The 19900-nt window shown below is 43.0% G+C and carries 17 protein-coding genes; 2 read left to right on the top strand and 15 right to left on the bottom strand.

Annotated features, from left to right (window positions below):
- Positions 1-6: 6 nt before the first annotated feature.
- The 4 genes from HM131_RS03975 to HM131_RS03960 form a co-directional block, all read right to left on the bottom strand.
- Positions 7-1152, bottom strand: a complete 1146-nt coding sequence (locus HM131_RS03975) for an acyl-CoA dehydrogenase (RefSeq protein ID WP_085028189.1) — start codon at positions 1150-1152, stop codon at positions 7-9.
- Positions 1153-1173: 21 nt separating this feature from the next.
- A complete protein-coding gene (locus tag HM131_RS03970; protein WP_085028187.1) occupies positions 1174-2025 on the bottom strand; it encodes a 3-hydroxybutyryl-CoA dehydrogenase in 852 nt (283 codons plus the stop codon).
- Between the two features lie 14 nt (positions 2026-2039).
- Entirely contained in the window at positions 2040-3227 is a 1188-nt protein-coding gene (locus HM131_RS03965; RefSeq protein ID WP_085028184.1) for an acetyl-CoA C-acetyltransferase, read from the bottom strand.
- Between the two features lie 247 nt (positions 3228-3474).
- Positions 3475-5607, bottom strand: coding sequence for a heterodisulfide reductase-related iron-sulfur binding cluster (locus HM131_RS03960; RefSeq protein ID WP_085028181.1), 2133 nt, complete (start codon positions 5605-5607; stop codon positions 3475-3477).
- 201 nt (positions 5608-5808) lie between these two features.
- On the opposite strand from HM131_RS03960, the gene cls reads away from it, so the two are divergent.
- Positions 5809-6996 carry a cardiolipin synthase gene (gene cls, locus HM131_RS03955; protein ID WP_085028173.1) on the top strand — a complete coding sequence of 396 codons (1188 nt, stop codon included), beginning with the start codon at positions 5809-5811 and terminating at the stop codon, positions 6994-6996.
- 3 nt (positions 6997-6999) lie between these two features.
- Here cls and HM131_RS03950 read toward each other — a convergent pair whose 3' ends face one another.
- From HM131_RS03950 to speE, 6 genes are all read right to left on the bottom strand, one after another.
- A complete protein-coding gene (locus tag HM131_RS03950) occupies positions 7000-7179 on the bottom strand; it encodes a XapX domain-containing protein (RefSeq protein WP_085028171.1) in 180 nt (59 codons plus the stop codon).
- Positions 7180-7352: 173 nt separating this feature from the next.
- The gene (argS, locus tag HM131_RS03945) at positions 7353-9020 is read right to left on the bottom strand and encodes an arginine--tRNA ligase (RefSeq protein ID WP_085028169.1); all 1668 of its coding nucleotides are present in this window, start codon (positions 9018-9020) and stop codon (positions 7353-7355) included.
- Entirely contained in the window at positions 9017-9457 is a 441-nt protein-coding gene (locus tag HM131_RS03940; RefSeq protein WP_085028167.1) for a YwiB family protein, read from the bottom strand. Before HM131_RS03940 ends, argS begins: the two co-directional genes overlap by 4 nt.
- Before the next feature lie 97 nt (positions 9458-9554).
- Positions 9555-10001, bottom strand: a complete 447-nt coding sequence (locus HM131_RS03935) for a hypothetical protein (RefSeq protein ID WP_085028165.1) — start codon at positions 9999-10001, stop codon at positions 9555-9557.
- Positions 10002-10354: 353 nt separating this feature from the next.
- The gene (gene speB, locus HM131_RS03930) at positions 10355-11227 is read right to left on the bottom strand and encodes an agmatinase (RefSeq protein ID WP_085028162.1); all 873 of its coding nucleotides are present in this window, start codon (positions 11225-11227) and stop codon (positions 10355-10357) included.
- A 5-nt stretch (positions 11228-11232) separates the two neighbouring features.
- Complete coding sequence (gene speE, locus HM131_RS03925) at positions 11233-12063, bottom strand: spermidine synthase (RefSeq protein ID WP_085028160.1); 831 nt, start codon at positions 12061-12063, stop codon at positions 11233-11235.
- A gap of 119 nt (positions 12064-12182) precedes the next feature.
- Here speE and HM131_RS03920 point away from each other — a divergent pair, with 119 nt between their 5' ends.
- Positions 12183-14243 (top strand): transglycosylase domain-containing protein, encoded by a 2061-nt coding sequence (locus HM131_RS03920; protein ID WP_085028158.1) that lies wholly within the window; start codon positions 12183-12185, stop codon positions 14241-14243.
- A 268-nt stretch (positions 14244-14511) separates the two neighbouring features.
- Here the strand turns inward: HM131_RS03920 and HM131_RS03915 are convergent, their stop codons facing one another.
- The 5 genes from HM131_RS03915 to HM131_RS03895 all read right to left on the bottom strand — a co-directional run bounded on the left by HM131_RS03915 (position 14512) and on the right by HM131_RS03895 (position 19891).
- Positions 14512-14853 carry a YolD-like family protein gene (locus HM131_RS03915; RefSeq protein WP_085028156.1) on the bottom strand — a complete coding sequence of 114 codons (342 nt, stop codon included), beginning with the start codon at positions 14851-14853 and terminating at the stop codon, positions 14512-14514.
- A 145-nt stretch (positions 14854-14998) separates the two neighbouring features.
- Entirely contained in the window at positions 14999-15541 is a 543-nt protein-coding gene (locus HM131_RS03910; RefSeq protein WP_085028154.1) for a YwhD family protein, read from the bottom strand.
- Positions 15542-15880: 339 nt separating this feature from the next.
- Positions 15881-17911, bottom strand: a complete 2031-nt coding sequence (locus HM131_RS03905; protein ID WP_085028151.1) for an ABC transporter permease subunit — start codon at positions 17909-17911, stop codon at positions 15881-15883.
- A 170-nt stretch (positions 17912-18081) separates the two neighbouring features.
- On the bottom strand, positions 18082-18582 hold the full coding sequence (locus HM131_RS03900) for a YwgA family protein (RefSeq protein ID WP_085028150.1): 501 nt from the start codon (positions 18580-18582) through the stop codon (positions 18082-18084).
- A gap of 13 nt (positions 18583-18595) precedes the next feature.
- Entirely contained in the window at positions 18596-19891 is a 1296-nt protein-coding gene (locus tag HM131_RS03895; RefSeq protein ID WP_085028149.1) for an HD domain-containing protein, read from the bottom strand.
- Between the last annotated feature and the right edge of the window lie 9 nt (positions 19892-19900).

Genomic DNA, 19900 nt, shown 5'->3' with positions numbered 1-19900 from the left:
TCCTCCTCAATCTCTGATCAAGTGATTGCTAACGACAATTCGCTGGATCTCACTTGTTCCCTCATAAATTTCACATACCTTTGCATCTCTGAAGAAGCGTTCAACGGCATAATCTTCTGTATAACCATAACCACCGTGAATTTGGACCGCCTCGATTGCTGTGTCTACAGCTGTTTTAGATGCCATCAGTTTAGCCATGGATACTTCTTTGCCGCATTTCACGCCTTGTTGCTGCATAGACGCTGCATTGTATACGAGCAGCTTGGAAGCTTCTACGGCTGTTGCCATGTCAGCAAGCTTAAATGATATACCTTGAAGTTTCGCGATCGGCTGACCGAACTGGACACGTTCTTTTGCGTAAGCTGTGGCATGTTCAAGGGCTGCTTCTGCAATGCCGAGAGATTGCGCGGCGATTCCGATCCTGCCCATGTTCAGGTTGGATAGAGCAATTTTATAGCCTTCGCCTTCCTTCCCTAAAAGCTGAGACGCTGGCACTTCACATTGATCAAAATTCAAGGAAACCGTGCTGGATCCATGCAAGCCCATTTTTTTCTCTGCTTTTCCAATCGAAAACCCCGGAGTATCCCTCTCCACAATGAATGCACTCAACCCTTTTCCAGTTGGAACATCAGGGTTTGTTCTAGCAAATACGATGAACGTATCTGCTTCACCGCCGTTTGTGATAAATACCTTTGAACCGTTCAGAATGTAGTGATTGTCGCGTTTTTTTGCTCGGGTTTTCAAACTGCTTGCATCAGAACCGGCGCTTGGCTCTGTGAGGGCGAAAGCTCCTAAGTATTCGCCTGAAGCCAGCTTTGGAATATATTTCTGCTTCTGCTCCTCTGTTCCGAAATACAAAATCGGATTCGTGCCAACAGACGTGTGCACAGACAGGATCACACCAAGGGTCCCGCTAACTTTAGAGAGTTCATGAATGGCGATGATGTAAGAAGTATAATCCATCTCTGCCCCGCCGTATTTTTCAGGAATGGGAATCCCCATTAGCCCAAGCTCTCCCATCTTTGGAAGCAGTTCTTTAGGGAATCGGTCTTCTCTCTCCATTCGCTCTACAGCTGGAGCCACCTCTTTTTCAGCAAAGTCCCGCACCATTTTCCGCATCATTTGTTGTTCATCCGTAAACTGTAAGTGCATCGTCATTCTCCCCTTCGCATGTTATTCGTAGCTGTAGAATCCTCGCCCTGACTTCTTACCGAGCCAGCCGGCTTTAACGTATTTACGCAGCAGCGGACAAGGGCGGTATTTGCTGTCTCCGAAACCTTCATAAAGAACTTCCATGATATATAAGCATGTATCAAGTCCAATGAAATCAGCTAAAGTGAGCGGCCCCATTGGATGATTCATCCCGAGCTTCATAACCGTATCAACGTCCTCTGGAGAAGCAACCCCTTCATGAACGGTGTAGATCGCTTCATTAATCATCGGCATCAGTATTCTATTAGAAACAAACCCTGGGAAATCTTCAACTTCTACCGGTGACTTATTCAACTTTTTCGCCATATCTTCAATCGCCTGGAAGGTCTCATCACTTGTCTGGATTGCACGGATGATTTCAACTAGCTTCATGACAGGCACAGGGTTCATAAAATGCATGCCGATCACTTGTGAAGGCCGTTCTGTTGCAGCCGCAATCTCAGTAATTGGAAGGGACGATGTGTTTGTCGCAAGAATGGCATGGCCAGGTGTAATTTCATCCAGGCTTTTAAACACTTTTGTTTTAATGTCCATATTTTCAACGACAGCTTCAATAACAAGGTCACAGTCAGACGCATCTTTAAGATTCGTTGTTCCAGATAAATGTCCAAGCGCCGTCTGTTTTTCTTCCTCGGACATTTTTCCTTTTTCAACCGCACGATTGAATCGTTTTTCGATTCCGTTCAATCCTTTATCCAGTGCTTCCTGTTGTAGATCGTTCAATTTTACATTAAGGCCAGATTGAGCAAAGACCTGAGCTATTCCAGCTCCCATTTGTCCTGCTCCAATAACCATCACTTGGTTGATTGTCATGTGTCGTTCCTCCCCTATTGTTTCGGTACTTCGATTAGAACAGCATCGCCTTGACCGCCGCCTGAACAGATCGCAGCTATTCCAAGACCACCGCCACGGCGTTTTAATTCATAAGCCAGTGTAAGTAAAATTCTTGCACCGCTTGCTCCAATTGGGTGACCAAGCGCAACAGCTCCACCATTGACGTTTACTTTTTCAGGATCAAGACCAGCAATTTTACCGCTTGCCAGCGAGACGGCTGCGAATGCTTCGTTTACTTCAAACAAATCGATTTCGTCTATGGATTTCCCTGCTTTTTCTAAAAGTTTATTGATCACAAGTCCCGGTGTCTGAGGAAAGTCTTGTGCTTCAACAGCTACTTCATCGTGTGCCAGAATCGTAGCCAGTGTATCTGCTCCCAGCTCTTTCGCTTTCTCATCTGACATCAGAAGCATTGCACAAGCACCATCATTGACTCCTGGTGCGTTACCTGCTGTAATCGTTCCATTCTTGTCAAAAACCGGACGTAATTTGGATAATGCTTCGACTGTGGTATTTTTTCTTGGAGCTTCGTCACGCTCTACAGAAATCGGATCTCCTTTTCGCTGAGGTACTTCTACAGACACGATTTCTTCAGCCATTGTTCCTTCTTCAATTGCTTTAACGGCGCGCTGATGACTGCGGTAGGACCATTCATCCTGTGCTTCTCTTGTCAGCTCGAATTCTTCTGCCGTGCGGTTGCCGTAATTCCCCATGTGTACATTTTCAAAGGAACACGTAAGTCCATCGTGAACCATCATATCTTTCACAGGAGAATCTCCCATGCGTAAACCCCAGCGTGCTTTTGGCATAAAGTAAGGCGCATTGCTCATACTTTCCATTCCTCCGGCCACAATGACTTCTTCGTCCCCTAGTCGAATAAACTGATCCGCCATTGTCACACTTCTCATTCCAGACGCACACACTTTGTTGACCGTTTCTGTCTTTACATCCCACGGGATACCTGCTTCACGAGAGGCCTGGCGAGACGGAAGCTGGCCTTGACCACCTTGCAAAACTGTGCCCATGATGACTTCATTTACATCTTCAGCATTGAAATTTGCACGCTTCAACGCTTCTTTAATCACAATCCCCCCAAGCTGAGCGGCAGTCAGTGGTGCCAAAGCTCCTCCGAATTTTCCAAAAGGTGTACGTGCTCCTGAAACGATTACTGTTTTACGCATGTTTGATTTCCTCCCTTTATTGATAACGCTTTCAAAATTGACGATTGAACGCTCGCTCAATTTCGCCCCATAAGGAAAGTGTACCTAAAATAGTGTACACTTTCCACAAAATTCATAATGTTTCACCTAATTTTTACTTCATGATTTCGAAAAACAGCAAAAACGGTGATTTGTTGGCAAATCATGTTATATTTCAGCAAAAATCATTTTTTATTATCAAATGACGAAAGCTATTGTCAAATTAGACTTAAGCTGTCTTTTCTTCCGTTTTTTCAAAAATGGATTTAGCTAAGATCTCCGCGATATCCATTGTGCTTACCTCTTCTTCTACTTCTTTTGCCTTTGTACCGTCAGACAGCATGGTTAGACAGAACGGGCATCCGCTTGAGATCATCGTCGGTTCGACTTCAAGTGCTTGCTCAGTTCTTGCAACGTTGACGCGGTTTCCGGATTTTTCTTCCATCCACATCATTCCGCCGCCTGCCCCACAGCACATGCCGTTCGAACGATTACGTTTCATTTCAACGACTTCCACCCCAGGAATCATCTCCAGCACTTCACGAGGTGGTTGATAAACTTCGTTATAGCGTCCTAAATAGCAGCTGTCGTGGTACGTAATTTTTTCTTTAACGACACCTTCTGGTTTAAGCAACCCTTCTTTTAACCACTTGGATAACATTTCCGTATGGTGATAGACCTCAGCTTCTAATCCGAAATCCGGATATTCATTTTTGAAAATGTTGTAGGCGTGCGGGTCGATCGTAATGATCTTCTTGACGTCATGCTTGTTAAACTCTTTCATGTTTTTCTCAGCAAGCTCCTGGAACAAGAATTCATTTCCCATTCGACGTGCAGTGTCGCCTGAGTTCTGCTCTTTATTTCCGAGGATGGCAAACTTGATACCTGCTTTGTTCATAAGCTTCGCAAAAGCCATAGCGATTTTCTGACTGCGGTTATCGTAGGAGCCCATTGAGCTCACCCAGAATAAGTATTCGAAGTCTTCTCCGGATTTTTTCAACTCTTTTACAGTCGGGATGTGCACCTCTTCATCAAGATTACGCCAATCTTCACGTTCTTTCTTCGAAAGTCCCCAAGGATTCCCTTGGCGTTCGATATTCATCATGGCACGTTGACCATCTGCATCCATTTTTCCTTCTGTAAGGACAAGATAACGACGCAGGTCGATGATTTTATCAACGTGTTCATTCATAACCGGGCAGGCATCTTCACAGTTACGACATGTGGTACAAGCCCACAACTCTTCTTCTGTTATAACATCACCAATTAGACTCTTGTTCTGAACAGCATCTAAAGTGGCAGCTGCTTCATCTGAGCCTTGGGAACGAGCCATTTGAGCCAGCGTATTCCCTTCTGTACCAGAGAAAGCATATTGTGGAACCCACGGAGATTGGCCTGTAACGGCTGCTCCTTTCTCAGTCAAATGATCACGAAGCTTAATGATCAAATCCATTGGCGAGAGCATTTTTCCTGAACCAGAAGCTGGACAAACATTGGTACATCGTCCGCATTCTACACAGGCATAAAAGTCGATCATCTGCAGCTGGTTGAAATCCTCGATCTTTCCAACTCCAAAGGATACATCTTCCTCATCCGCCTCTTCATCGATTTCAAAATCGATTGGCTTAAGTTTCCCAGGAGGCTCTTCACGGCTAAGAAAAACGTTAACGGGTGCTGCAATTAAGTGAGCGTGTTTGGATTGCGGCACATATACGAGGAACGTCAAAAGAATCAGCAAGTGAATCCACCACATGATGAAAAATACGGTAGCAGCAGCTGCTGGAGGAAGCCATGAGAAAGCGCTTGCAATTAAGGTCGCAATAGGTTCTGTCCACGCGCCTTCATGTCCGTGCCAAATTAAGCCCATACCGTTTCCGACTAATACACTAATCATTAATCCACCAATAAATAAAAGAACAAGTCCTGCTTTAAAACCACGTTTCAACCGAACAAGTTTTTCAATATAACGACGATAAAACGCCCAGACCACAGCAACCAGAATGGTTAAAGTGACGAGCTCTTGGAAAAAGGTGAACCCTGGATAAAGCGGTCCCAGTGGTAAATGAGAATCTGGAGCTAGTCCTTTCCAAATGAAATCAATTGCCCCAAATTGAACAAGTAGAAAGCCATAAAACATCATGACGTGTATAGCGCCTGATTTTTTATCCTTCAGGAGTTTTTTCTGACCAAAAACATAAATCCAGATCTTCTCCATACGACGTTTGATTTCCCCGTCAAACTCAAATTTCTTACCCATTTTGATGTACGCGATACGTGTACGGACGACTCGTACAAACAAGTAAAGCCCGTAAATCGTTACGCCAAGGAACAATATCCAATTTGCCAGTAACAACGGATTCATTTGTTCTCCCCCTCTTTATTTTCATCGCAGTAAGCGACTCTCCCTTTTTACGGATCAGAAACATTAAAATTTTCTGAATCTTATAGCTTTACTATAAATTATGAATGAGCATTCAGTCAACATGTTTTCATCTTTTTTCATGTAGTAAATTGGCGGATTCGGGAAAACTATGGTGTACAGATTCTATGGAGGTGAGCTGAAATGGTGTTTGCTGTAGTCATAATTTTACTTATTGTCTTTATTTTACTGCTCCTGCTAGATTTTAAAATGGGACGAATGAACCATCAAAGACATCCAAGGCTTATCCCTAGTAAAAAAACCACTGGAAATTATGAGCTCTTCCAAAACGGTCCTCCCTTTTACGAGCGGCTGTTCCAGGATATTTCTAACGCTCAAAAACAAGTCGATATATGCTTTTACATTGTAGATAACGATTATATAAGTGAAAACTTCCTGCAAATTTTAAAAGAGAAAGCACGTGAAGGCCTCCTTGTAAGGCTTCTTCTGGATCGGGTCGGCGGCTATCGAGTCAATAAAAGAATGAGAAAAGAACTACAAGCAGCTGGCGTGGAATTCCAATTTTCAGAGGTTCCTGAGTTTCCTTATTTCTTCTACAAATTGAACTGCAGAAACCATAGAAAAATCACAATTATTGATGGAAAAATCGGGTATGCTGGTGGATTCAATATTGGGAAGAATTACATCGGTGAAACACCAAAATTCGGGAATTGGCGAGATTATCACCTCCGCTTAACTGGCCCTGTGGTCAAAGCCTTTCACGAAATATTCCTGGATGATTGGTATCTGGCTACAGGAAATCGGTTCCCTGCCCTTGTTAACGATGAAGAAGGACAATCGAAGCTGAAAATCGTTGCAACTGATGGTGTGGAATTAGAAAAAGAATTTGACCAGATGATCCAGTTTGCTCAAAAAGAAATATTAATCGGGACTCCGTACTTCATTCCCACCCCTAAATTAATGGCTTCACTCGATAGAGCATTGAAAAAAGAAGTCACTCTTAAGATTTTAGTTCCGATGAAAGCTGATCATCCTTTTGTTAAAGAAGCGGCTATCCCTTATCTTCACGAACTCTTTAAACATGGAGCTGACATTCGCTTTTTTGATGCAGGGTTCTATCACTCTAAGCTGTTCATGATTGATGAACAGTTCGCGGATATCGGAACAGCGAACTTTGACCGGCGAAGCTTTTTTCTAAATAAAGAAGTGAATACTTTTGTGTACGAAGAAAAGTTTCTAAAAGATCTGCGGCACGCATACCTAAAAGATTTCGGTGACGCTATGCCTTTTGATGAAACATGGTTAAAAAATCGTTCCTTAAGTACAAAGATAAATGAAAAGATCGCAGCACTCCTGCGACCTTTACTGTAAGTATTATTTAATTAAGTCAGAAATCACCGGACCGACCCACCCGACGATTTTGTAACCTAAATAAATGCCTGCGATTCCTGCGACGCCCGCAAGAGCTGGCGGGGCGGGAATCGGTAATTTCAATGAAGCGAATAAGATTCCCACAATCAATCCTGCTAAGAGTGCTAGTATAACTTCCTTCATAACGAACGATTCTCCTTTGTCTGGATGATATGTTGAAAGACGCCCTTCATTCTGTTCTATCTAACTATATTCTCTACCCTCTCAGAGAAGTCATCCATATCTTTTTTCTCATTCCATAGAAAAAGAACGCCCCTGCCCCGTTAGCAAAGACGCCCTTTTCATAATCTATGCAATTACATTTGATCTGGTGCAGACACGCCGACCAGTCGCAGAGCATTATTTAATGTTGTCCGCACAGCTTTCATCAGTGAAATACGTGCGGAAGTACGCTCTTTGTGATCTTCGTCCAGCACTTTTTCGGCATTATAGAAGCTATGCAAGTTTGAAGCAAGGTCGAATGCGTATTGAGTGACGCGGTGCGGCGTACGCTTCTCAGCTGCATCTGCCACGACTTGTGGGAATTCACCTAGTCGTTTCAACAGGTCCTCTTCCTTTTCAGAACTCAGTTGACTGCCGTCAAATTGATCCGAAGACAGCCCTTTTTCCTCTGCCTGCTTCAGCATAGTGCAAATACGCGCGTGAGCGTATTGGACATAATATACAGGGTTTTCGTTCGATTCTGAACGAGCTAAGTCCATGTCAAAATCCAAGTGAGAATCACTGGAACGCATAGAGAAGAAGTAACGCATGGCATCGATTCCGACTTCCTCCATTAGCTCTCTTAGAGTAACTGCTTTTCCGGTTCGTTTACTCATTTTCACTTTTTCGCCGTCCTGGAATAGATTAACCATCTGAATGATTTCAACTTCCAGGGTATCTTCGTCATATCCAAGAGCTTGAATTGCTGCTTTCATACGAGGAATATAACCATGGTGGTCTGCTCCCCAAATATTGATCAGCGTATTAAACCCGCGGTCCAGCTTGTTCTTGTGATATGCGATATCTGGTGTCAAGTACGTATAAGTGCCGTCGTTCTTTATTAAAACACGGTCCTTATCATCGCCGAATTTCGTCGTCTCAAACCATGTTGCATCATCTTTTTCATAGACAAACCCTTTATCTTTGAGAACATTGAGAGTACTATCGATTTTTCCGCCTTGATAAAGAGATGTTTCTGAAAACCACTCATCAAATGGAACTCGGAACTCCTCAAGATCTGTCTGGATTTTATTCAATTCATATTTGAGACCATACTCACGGAAAAATTGCAGACGTTCTGTTTCTTCAACGTCTACCCACTTCTCACCGTCTTCCTCAGCAAGCTTTTGGCCAAGTTCAATAATATCCTTGCCGTGATAACCATCTTCAGGCATGTCCCACTCTTTTCCTAACGCTTGCATGTAGCGAGCCTGAACGGAAAGTGCTAGGTTAGCCATTTGGTTTCCTGCATCATTAATGTAATACTCACGAGAAACATCGTAGCCCGCCGCATCTAGGACGTTGCAAAGCGAATCACCAACGGCCGCTCCCCGGGCATGACCTAAGTGAAGCGTCCCTGTCGGGTTAGCTGAAACGAACTCGACTTGGATTTTGTGACCTTGACCGCTGTCTGTACGTCCGTAACCATCTCCAGCCTTAAGAATTGTCGGGACAAGTTCAGTTAAGTACTGGTTGTTCATATAAAAATTGATGAAGCCAGGGCCAGCAATTTCTATTTTATCAATAGAGGCTTTGGAACGATCGAATTGTTCCACAAGGTCTGTCGCAATAGCTCGAGGATTTTTCTTTGCAACACGAGCAAGCTGCATAGCCATATTTGTGGCGTAATCTCCGTGCGCTTTATCCTTCGGCTGCTCCAAAACAACCTCTGGCATCTCTTCTTCGCTTGCAAGCTCAGCTGCAAGGACGGCACGAACGATTTCATCTTTTAATTTCTGCTCCATTTGTTCTGCAATATTCATGATTCGCTCTCCTCCTCAAACGTCAGCGTCAAGCGATGGGCTTGAGTCACTTCGTGGTTTAGTGTCATCTGATAGCTAAGAAACAACCGACCCTCTGAAGCCTCTTCCAACGAACGAAACTCCAGCTTATCTGTATAAGTTTTCATATGAAAATCACCATACGTATGGTGATACAAATTCTCTGTTTCCACATCTTCTTGAAACACTTGGCGCATCTCTACTCCACCGCTCCGCTTAATGCTTACATGATTCGGCTTGACCGTAATCATCGTCTTAATCGGCTCCCCTTCATCGGGATGTTCCGTAAATGTAAGCACCTGGGTTTCACCGCGAGTAAAGAACTGGCCAGGTTCACTTACTTCCATCGTCTCTCTGCGGTCCTCATCTCTGATTTCCGTCATGAGCTGAACCTGGACATCTTTTGCGTTACTAGGCATCTTTTATTCCGCCCCTTTTTCAAACCGAATTTCGTACACTATAACTTGTATATTATAAGAATTCATAAAGAAAAACGCAAGTGCCTGGCATTGTACTTTATTCAAGGAGTTGACTTACATACTCTTCAATTTGTACTAGATGTTCCAGGTGCCCAGTCACACTATACGCCCCATAAAGCAAAGCAATCGCTGCCACAATGATGATATACCACTGCTTGGGGATAAACTTTCGGAAAGGGCGTCGCTCTGGAATGAATCCTAGTAATAAAAACGGAAGAATTAATCCTATGACAGTGACGTCCGTATACCATAGGGAACGTTCTTTTGAGACCTCTAAATAAAAGAGCACAGCTTCCATCTGTTTATCTGAAACATCGACGGTTTCCGTTTCCTTGGAGAAGAGCCCTTCCTCAATCGTCAACGTTTGTCCATCGATTGAATAGTCATACCCTGATGGATTCCAGTCTGCCCCAAAGGTGGCCACTAATAAACTAGTCATAATAAGTGTATAGGCTGCTATTATTCCAATAACTTTCTTATCCAAAACCTCTCACTCCTCTCTTACGATTTTTATATGAATTATAGTTTGATTTAAAAAAGAATTCCTTTCATCTATGAAAACCCATAGTTGTTGGAAAGGTTCCTTATATCAATTGGGATAAGGTGGTCCAAGAAACAACTCACTTTCCGCGTGCGAGACGGGGAGCCTCCTCTGGTATATCGCCTTCCGGGGTCTCCCCTGCCCCGTTTACCCGCTGGAGTCTCGTCGTTTCTCAGCCACCTTAACAATTTTGGATAAACGGAATCACTTTTTCAACGACTAACAAACTCTTCATATAGAAAAGCCACCATGATCACCAGTCATAGTGGCTTAAAAGTCTTCTTTTATCCTATCACTTATTTCACGAACCCTAAAAGCATTTCGCGTACAAACTTACTTGCTGCAATCGGTGTTTTCTCAGTCGGATCATAAACAGGGGCGACTTCAACAAGATCGGATCCAATTACGTTCACTTCACTTTGAGCCAGTTCATGAATGGCCGCAAGCAGTTCTTTTGAAGTGATCCCTCCTGCTTCCGCTGTGCCTGTGCCAGGAGCGAATGCCGGGTCGAGGACGTCGATGTCAATCGTCACATATACCGGACGTCCGGCAAGGTGTGGAAGAACTTTTTTGAGTGGTCCTAATACTTCATACTTCGCCATAAACATACCGCTATCTTTAGCATACTGAAACTCCTCACGCATCCCTGAGCGAATACCGAAGGAGTACACATTTTCAGGCCCTATCAATTCGCACGTCTTTCGAATAGGCGTAGAATGCGATAACGGTTCGCCTTCGTATTCTTCACGCAGGTCTGCATGAGCATCAATATGGATAACAGCCATGTCACGGTATTTCCGGTACATCGCCTTCAAAACCGGCCATGTGACAAGGTGCTCTCCGCCTAAGCCAAGAGGAAACTTTCCTTTTTCCAATAGCTCATCAATATAGCCTTCAATCATGTCAATGCTGCGCTGGGGGTTGCCGAATGGCAGCATCATATCGCCTGCATCGTGGTAACGCACTTCTTCAAGATGGCGGTCCAAATAAGGACTATATTCCTCTAGTCCGATCGACGCTTCACGGATTCGGTTTGGACCAAACCGCGATCCAGGACGGAAGCTGACGGTCCAATCCATGGGCATACCGTAGATGACACAGTCAGCCTCTTCCTCTGTTGCACGACTCATAATAAAAACCTTTCCGGAGTAGGATTCATCAAAAATCATCTGACTCACTCCTCCGTCAAATCTTTCACGAACTTCGGCAAAGCAAAGCATGCTTTATGAAGCTCTTTTGTATAATATTTCGTTTCAATATCAATGAAGCGCTCATCTGATACTTGAAGCGGATCATAGATTTTACTTCCCATTGTGAATGTCCAAAGACCACTTGGATAGGTCGGTATGTTCGCTGTGTAAACTTTTGTGATCGGGAACGTTTCTTTCACATCACCATACACTTGTTTGATCAAATCTGCTTTAAACCATGGATTATCCGTTTGAGCAACGAAAATGCCATCTTCCTTCAATGCTTTGGCAATCCCTTCATAAAACCCTTTAGAGAAAAGGTTTACAGCTGGTCCTACAGGTTCCGTAGAATCTACCATGATGACGTCGTATTCACGTTCACTTTTTGCAATGTGCATGAAGCCGTCATCAACTTTTACTTCTACTCGCTCATCTTCAAGCGCACCAGCGATACTCGGCAAATAGTGCTTGGAGTATTCAATGACCTTTCCATCGATTTCTACAAGCGTCGCTTTTTCTACACTTGGATGCTTCAATACTTCGCGAATGACTCCTCCGTCCCCCCCTCCAACGACAAGAACTTGCTTAGGACTTGGATGTGTAAATAAAGGGACGTGGGCAACCATTTCATGATAGACAAATTCATCCTTCTCTGTCGTCATGACCATGTCATCAAGGACGAGCATGTTACCCCATTCTTCTGTTTCCAGCATCTCCAACTCTTGAAAATCTGTTTTTTCTTTATGCAACGAGCGATTTATTTTCGCTGTAATTCCGAAATTTTCCGTTTGTTTTTCAGTAAACCATGTACCCATATTTTGTATCTCCTTTTTACATTGCGTTTGGAAAAAGTAACAAGACGTTTATTTTACTACGTATTCTCACATAATAATAGCAGTCTTTATTCTTTCTTAACAGTTGGGAGTATAAGAGAATGATATTATTTATTCGATTCACATACAAATGGCTGAAGCGCTCTATTAAGATTGCTTTTATCGGAACAGTTATCGCGCTCATTGGCGCCTTGGGATTGTTGATCTTTGCCATTACGCAAGGTCCACCTTCACTTATGACGGAGCAAAATACGCTTTATTATAGTTCAAAAGGTGATGTCATTGGTGAAGACCACGGGGCTCAGGAAAGGTACTGGATCAACATTGAGGACATGCCCGAAACCATCAAAGAAGCAACGATCGCGATTGAGGATCGTCGTTTCTATAACCATTTCGGCTTCGACTTGAAGCGAATCGCTGGCGCAGCACTTACCGATCTTAAACAAATGCGGATGGCCGAAGGGGCTAGTACAATCACGCAGCAATATGCCCGCAACCTATATTTGTCCCATGATAAGACTTGGAAACGAAAAATCCAGGAAGCCCTATACGCGCTTCGCTTAGAAATCTTTTACAACAAAGAAGAGATTCTCGAAGGATATTTGAACACAATCTATTATGGCCACGGGGCTTATGGAATTGAGTCCGCAAGCCGCTATTATTTCAATAAGCATGCCGAAGAACTGACCCTGACAGAAGCTGCGATGCTCGCTGGCATTCCAAAGGGTCCTAGTTACTATTCACCTTTGGCGAACGAAGAAAACGCCGAATCCAGGCAAAAGCAAATATTAGCTGAAATGGAGCGGAATGGTTTTATCACTTCTGCAGAAAAAACAGAAGCGGTTGAAACCAGTCTCGTTTATTCCGATCATAAGGAAACGTCTGACAAAGAAGTTGCCCCTTATTTTCAAGATCAAGTCGTAGCAGAAGCAGCGGATTTATTGGATATCGAATCGGAGCAAGTGATGACAGGCGGCTACCATATTCACACAACGCTGAATGAAGACCACCAGGAAATTTTAGAAGAACAAGTGGCATCGCAAATGCCAAAAGAAGAAGATGTCCAATTGGCGGCAGCTGTTATGAACAGCCACAACGGTGCGATCACAGCTCTTGTGGGCGGGCGGGATTATAAGGAGAGTCCTTATAATAGAGCCACCCAAGCAAAAAGACAAGTAGGGTCTACCATTAAGCCTTTTCTTTACTACGCTGCTTTGAAAGAAGGGTACTCTCCGGTAACTATGATTGAGAGTAAACCCACTGACTTTGAAGTAGGAAAAAACGGAAAAGTCTACTCTCCTACGAACTTTAACGATCAATATGCAGACAAGCCGATTACCATGGCCCAGGCACTGGCCGTTTCGGATAATATTTACGCCGTGTCTACACACGTTGATATTGGGCCCGAAAAATTAGTTCATACTTTGAATACATTCGGTATAGATAGCAACGCGAAACCCGTCCCTTCCCTGGCCCTTGGTGCTACATCCATTTCCCTTTACGATATGGTAAGCGCCTACGGGAAGATGTTGAAAGGTTCGGAGTCTTTGGAAGGCCATACGATTGATAAAATTACCGACAGACATGGAAATGTCCTTTATGAATACCAGCCAACTTATAGTGAGGAAGACAAGATCGATCCGGACCGGGCTTTCACGATCACCCACATGATGACCGGAATGTTTGATTCTTCCCTGGATGGGGACTATGCCTCCGTAACAGGGTCTCCGATTAAAGGCAAGCTCACTCGGATGTATGGCGGCAAATCGGGTACGACCGATTACGATAGCTGGATGATCGGCTTCAGTCCTCAGTACGTATCAGCCGTATGGATCGGTCACGATGAAGGGGGAAGGAAGCTGGAAACCTTCAATGAGAAAAGATACGCCAAATCCATTTGGGCTGGGACGATGGAATCTATACACGAACCCTTGCCGACAGCGGCCTTCATCCCGACGCCGAACGTCAAAGGCGTATATATCGATCCGGAAACAGGCAATCGTTCTGGCCCGAATTGTCCTAAAGAGCGGCTCGTCTATATGGATAAAAAAGATATCCCTAAAGAAGTTTGCGGTGGTAATGAAGATAAAGATAAAGAAGAAATTGAGAATGAATTCCGTAATGACCCATGGTTTAAAGACGTCGTCGACTGGTTCTTCTAGAATAATGGTTAGAGGACAGAGAGGAACCCTTCGGGAACAGACAGGAGCAGAACGGGAACAGAGGTTGTTCCTTACCAGCCATCCCCACTCTATAACTAAAAAAAGACAAAGAAAACGACCGGTTCCTACCGGTCGCTTTCTTTGTCCTAGTAATACATGTAAACCCATGTGTTACTTAATATATTATTCCCCTCACTCTTTCGTCAAGATTGAGAACAATGTTTTAGCCACATTTTTCTTGAACATTTTGTGAACAAAATCCAAAAGGCTATACAATCGAGAGATCTGCAATGTCGTCTAAGGCTATGTGGACGGGTTCTTTCGTCTTCCAATTCACACCGGTTACTTTACGATCAAGCTTATTGATGGATTTCATCTTCAGCAGAATGTTGTCATAATCAAACCCATTATAAACTAGCACCTTTACCGTCAAATCATCATTTAGCGCACGCTGCATCAGAAAGTCAATTTCGACTGCTTTTTGCTCATCGATGATTCCTCTTTCTACCCGTTCATCCTCCTTCCATAGCTTTTTGACCATTTCCACATGTTCAGGCAACATCAACGAAGTCCATTTGATCGTTCCCCGATCCCTATTGCGACTATCCATAGTAGCTCCACCTTCCAACACGAACATTTGTTCTTATTTTACCATAAAAGGGCTCAGAGTAAACTGGAATTTTCCGGTGAATATCTTCCAAGTCCAAGATTCACTCATAAAAAAGCACTCCCTGTAAGGAAGTGCGTGTAGAAATCTATTCAACACCTAGCGCATCTTTTAATTCTTGGTTTGTATTCTCCCAAAGATCTGGTTTGAAATCACGCAAGTACTCTCCCAGAATCTTTTTCGATTTCTCATCCATGTGATCGACAGCGAAACGGCCCTTCAAAGATTTGTCCATATGATTAACATGTTCAGGCATCAGCTTATATCCGCGCTTAATCGAACGGTCTACACGGAGTTCGCTGCCGGCCACACCGTAGTAAGACGGTTTTCCTTCTTGATAATCGACCGTTACCCAAGCAATCCAATAGAGCAAACCATTAGGGACTTCCTCTTTATTAGGGATGAATTTAATCCTTTTCTCCACTTTACTACGTGCATGAAGAGCTCCCATATCTACAAACGCTTCGCCTTCATTCGGATCGACGATAACAGGCGTCATATTCTCAAGACTGATCGAACCTACACCGTAGCCTCCATGCCCATCGGTCGAATCATCCTTGATGATCGTAAATTGATTCTTCTTTTTATCGTTCTGTTCCTGGTTATTTTTAAACTGGTCAAATTCCTTCATTGTCAGAAAATCCTCCTCTTGCCTGGCGGTTTTGTCTCATTTTAACATATTCTATTCAAGCTTTTTTAGCGATAGGGCTGGTTTCCATCAATTCTTTATAAAAAGAAGGAAATCCCTTATTTATCTCGAAGTATAGATAATGAAAGATCTATCTACGTACTTAAGGGGAAGTGCGGTTGCCTATTTAAAATAAGGATCTACAAAAAACAAAAAAATTATGATTCTACAAAATAGGTGTAAAATACCCGGAGCTGATGTTCAGCTCCGGGTATTTTATGGATTGAGATACTCCTCGACTTACTTAACACACGCGAAAATTAAGAGCGTTTATAAAGACACTTATCCTCCTCGCCTTCTTTCTGAATAGAAGGAATGCCGCTGATCCTCTTGTTTACTATGATCACTTTTCGTAAAGACGAAAGCTTCTTTAGATGGATTTCTTGGACTGTACCTCGCTTTCTCCTTTTTCTTAAACAATCGCTTCGACCAATTCAACCCTTCAATAGGTACTCCGACACGCTTGTGCTGAACTTCTTTGATCCCTTGAATAACTAGCTGCATAGCCAGAATCAAGATCATAAAACAGACAAGTGCAGGGATGATAAACCACCAGCGCCCTGTCATGAGTGAATCCTTTGACGATCCGATAAGTCCTGACCATTCATAAGTCGTCGATTGTGGAGGGTCAGGCATCATCGGGTCGTAACTCACCTTGGTCCCTCCGAAGAATATATTAAACACGCCAAGATGAATGAAAATGAGCAAGGTCTGAATGAATTGCTGTCCGAAAACCACACCCATTCTTGAACTTAAATGAGGCAGCAAATGCTTCCAAAGCAAATGTAAAGAACTGCCGCCCAAAACTTTTGTGCTGACCACATACTCTTCCTGCATAATCAGCTTCATCTCATTCCCAAATAGTGTAATAACCAGTGGGACAGCAAGCAGTGTTAAAATCACCCCTTGAAAAAGAACTCTTTCTGTTTCAGTCGTTGTGAACCCCCCAGGGGGCATCGTTAACACTGGAGATAAGAGCAACAAAGCGATGATGGTCATCGGCAAATAGTGCATCCCGTCCACGAACTTCTCAATGCCTCTTTGTATTTTTTCAGGTAAGAAGAAAGCAAATGGAATGGCAAGCACGAATCCGATAATCATTCTTAAAAAAGCAATGGCCAAGGCGAATAGGATGGTGTATTTTGCCCCTACTAACAGTTGATCAAATATGCTGTATCCTAACTCATCCGTACCAAGAAAGACGTATTCAGGAGAGTGTGGCGCAGCGCTGACGAGCCGCCCCTCTTCATTATTGATATGGAAAAACTTATCGACAAGTGGATCTGCCGTAAGCGTATAAACCACACTGACCGCCAACATACCAAAAATCACGAAAAACCCGGCTAAAAATTTTACATTTTTGAAGTGAGCTCCTAATTCTGAAAGCATATGCTTGACCCAGTTTCCCCCGAGCTTTGCCGCAGATGATCCAATAAAACTGTTCATTTTCATCTGAGTCTCTTTTGCTACTTTATTATCTTTGAAAATGAAAGACTCTGTCCCCTGGTATAAGAGAAAGAATGGGGTGAACAGCATAAAAAGAATGACAGAAGTGACGATCGGCCTTGGATCTTGCTGAAAAGCTGTCGTAATTCCATTCATATTAAATATGTATTCAATAATCAGCAGGCTTGACAACGACCCCCAAAGGATCACCTTGGAATGATAGAAAACACTTTTCACAATATTTCTAAGGACATGGACATTCAGAATAAAGAATTTTTCCATTCCTTTACTCTTAGCCATTTGCACATATGACGTTGTCATTTCTTCATCAATCAGCATTAGAATGATCTTGTACATTGTAACCATAGGGAGAACGGCGATTGCGATAATAGGCAATACGTAGACTTTTTCCTGTCCAATTGAAGCAAATTGAAAAAAGAGGATATTCGTTTGTTTATATAACCAGACAATAAATAACTGTAAACAAAAAGCCAGCAACAAGTCAGGGACAGCTTCCAACACATTTAAAATCCGTCCTACAATTATTCTTGCCCACTTCGGTAAGAATGCTGTACCTATTGCCAGTACAAAGGCAAGCACGAACCCAAGAATGATCCCAACAAAAAATATGGTCATGGAGTATTGATAAGGCTCCCATAGATAAGGGAGCAAAGGTTCAGGAGTTCCCTTGAATAAATAGACCCACTCCGATGGTTGTGTAATTTGAGTCAGAAGCGTCTGAAACTCACTTACAAAAGCTGAAACATTGAAATACGATCGTTCACGAAACAAAGCCGGACTCGTACTAATAACTAGAATCCCGATCAAGCCAAGGAGATAATAACCCGCAAATTTTAATAGTCTCATTTTTTGACCCCCGACCTATCTTCCCTCACTCAACTTTCACTCTGCTCCGCTCTGGCTGCCCTTATTCTATATATATCGGTACAGCCCTCTAAGTTTTTTTAATAATCAGACACGGTTATGCATAAAAAAGGCATACTGATGTTCAGTATACCTTCATGTTACCTTTGATTTTAATGAATCCCACGTAACTTTTCAATAAATTTCCATCCTTCTTGGATGTCGTCATCAGAATAATTCTGGGTACTTTTTACCGTTAGAACTTTTTCAGCAATTTCGTCTTTTGGTAAATCCTCAAAAAATAGCATAGTGGAAACCAATTCTAAGAAACGTGAGCTTTTCGCGTTCATTTCAGTGATGTGGTTATTTAAAGGAGGCAAATCCATTGTATAATGCTCTAAGAAAGCTCGGCCGCTGTCAGTCAGCTGATACCGGTATTGATAGTAATTCTTCTTCTCCTCCCTCGTCTCACTTATAAATCCTAAATTGCACATTTCCTCTACTCTGAGGGTCAGCTCTTCTGAATACGGTCCATAAAAATGAAATTGATATCGTTCTTCAAATGGAATATCACACTTTTTCAGTATGTATATCATTTTTTGCAGCTTCTTACGGCCGACAATTTCATCCGTGCTTGAGAAAAATTGCATCAGCTTCGCATGATTCTCTAACATGGAGGCTCACTCCTTATCCATACAATATTTCCATAATCCGTTTCTTCGTTTTACTTCGTTTCGACATTTCCTCAAGACGATCAAGAGGAATGTACAACTTATGATCTGTTCGTTTTTTTCCAGAAATGGATTCAACAATCTCAGACAGACGGGAGAGTTCTTTTAATTCCTGATTTGGCTGAAGCAAGTGGATCGGCAAGCGTTCCCCTTCTTCACCTGGTCGATAAAAGTCATAAGGCAAATCAGAACTGGAATCGACCACCAGGTAATAATCCGGATCAAGTCCTGCTTTTGCAAATAATTTGTATAGCTCCATCCACTCATTCATTTGAGAATTAGGGTTGAATTCAATGTATTTGAACAGGCGCCTGTTAACGAATCGATCACATAAATCACTTAAAATGGCATCTTCTTCTTCCATCCACATTTGGAAATAATAAAGCGCTACTGCTTCATCCAATGCCAAGTACTCTTTTAAGGTCGGCTTCCCTTCGAAAAAAGAAAGAAAATGAATCGGCTTCAGCTTGAATGTATAGCCTTCTTCATACAGCACCTTCGCTCTGTGAAGGATTTTAGATAGAATAACTTCTGCACTCCGCGTCACTGGATGGAAATACACTTGCCAGTACATTTGGTAACGGCTCATAATATAATCTTCAACTGCATGCATACCGCTCTCTTTGACCACGACCTGATCTTCCATAGGACGCATCACGCGAAGAATTCGCTCCATGTCAAAATGCCCGTAACTGACCCCAGTAAAATAAGCATCTCTCTGCAAATAATCCATGCGGTCTGCATCAATTTGGCTGGAAATCAGGCTTACGACAAGCTTGTTTTTATACGTTTTATTAATGACATCCGCTACATCCTTTGCAAAGTCTGAACCCACTTTCTTCAAGACAGCATTGACCTCAGTATCTCCGAGTAAGATCGCCTGGGTAAAATCTTCATGATCCAGCTTGAAGACCTTCTCAAAAGAATGGGAAAAAGGACCATGTCCTAAATCATGCAGCAAAGCTGCACATAAACATAACAACCGCTCCTCTGGATCCCAGTTGTCGCGGTCCTTGAAATTCTCAATAATCCGTCTTACGATTTCGTAAACTCCGAGGGAATGATTGAACCGACTATGTTCTGCCCCGTGAAAGGTCAAATAAGAAGTTCCCAGCTGCTTGACGCGTCTCAGCCGCTGAAACTCAGCCGTACCAATCAAATCCCATATCACACGGTCCCGTACGTGGACATATCGATGAACGGGGTCTTTAAATACCTTCTCTTCACTTAGTTTCTCATCACGATAGGCCATCTGCTTGTC

Source organism: Halobacillus mangrovi, assembly GCF_002097535.1.
GTDB classification, from domain to species: Bacteria; Bacillota; Bacilli; order Bacillales; family Halobacillaceae; genus Halobacillus; species Halobacillus mangrovi_A.
Note: the sequence above shows the minus strand (reverse complement) of the source record. Positions and strands in the feature narration are given on the sequence as shown.

Excerpts from the sequence above, each read along its gene's own strand:
- argS (WP_085028169.1), bottom strand. The coding sequence starts at position 9,020 with ATGAATATTGCAGAACAAATGGAGCAGAAATTAAAAGATGAAATCGTT.
- HM131_RS03940 (WP_085028167.1), bottom strand. The coding sequence starts at position 9,457 with ATGCCTAGTAACGCAAAAGATGTCCAGGTTCAGCTCATGACGGAAATC.
- cls (WP_085028173.1), top strand. The coding sequence starts at position 5,809 with ATGGTGTTTGCTGTAGTCATAATTTTACTTATTGTCTTTATTTTACTG.
- HM131_RS03915 (WP_085028156.1), bottom strand. The coding sequence starts at position 14,853 with ATGGATAGTCGCAATAGGGATCGGGGAACGATCAAATGGACTTCGTTG.
- HM131_RS03970 (WP_085028187.1), bottom strand. The coding sequence starts at position 2,025 with ATGACAATCAACCAAGTGATGGTTATTGGAGCAGGACAAATGGGAGCT.
- speE (WP_085028160.1), bottom strand. The coding sequence starts at position 12,063 with ATGGGTACATGGTTTACTGAAAAACAAACGGAAAATTTCGGAATTACA.
- speB (WP_085028162.1), bottom strand. The coding sequence starts at position 11,227 with ATGATTTTTGATGAATCCTACTCCGGAAAGGTTTTTATTATGAGTCGT.
- HM131_RS03920 (WP_085028158.1), top strand. The coding sequence starts at position 12,183 with ATGATATTATTTATTCGATTCACATACAAATGGCTGAAGCGCTCTATT.
- HM131_RS03895 (WP_085028149.1), bottom strand. The coding sequence starts at position 19,891 with ATGGCCTATCGTGATGAGAAACTAAGTGAAGAGAAGGTATTTAAAGAC.
- HM131_RS03965 (WP_085028184.1), bottom strand. The coding sequence starts at position 3,227 with ATGCGTAAAACAGTAATCGTTTCAGGAGCACGTACACCTTTTGGAAAA.
- HM131_RS03905 (WP_085028151.1), bottom strand. The coding sequence starts at position 17,911 with ATGAGACTATTAAAATTTGCGGGTTATTATCTCCTTGGCTTGATCGGG.
- HM131_RS03910 (WP_085028154.1), bottom strand. The coding sequence starts at position 15,541 with ATGAAGGAATTTGACCAGTTTAAAAATAACCAGGAACAGAACGATAAA.
- HM131_RS03975 (WP_085028189.1), bottom strand. The coding sequence starts at position 1,152 with ATGCACTTACAGTTTACGGATGAACAACAAATGATGCGGAAAATGGTG.
- HM131_RS03900 (WP_085028150.1), bottom strand. The coding sequence starts at position 18,582 with ATGTTAGAGAATCATGCGAAGCTGATGCAATTTTTCTCAAGCACGGAT.
- HM131_RS03950 (WP_085028171.1), bottom strand. The coding sequence starts at position 7,179 with ATGAAGGAAGTTATACTAGCACTCTTAGCAGGATTGATTGTGGGAATC.
- HM131_RS03960 (WP_085028181.1), bottom strand. The coding sequence starts at position 5,607 with ATGAATCCGTTGTTACTGGCAAATTGGATATTGTTCCTTGGCGTAACG.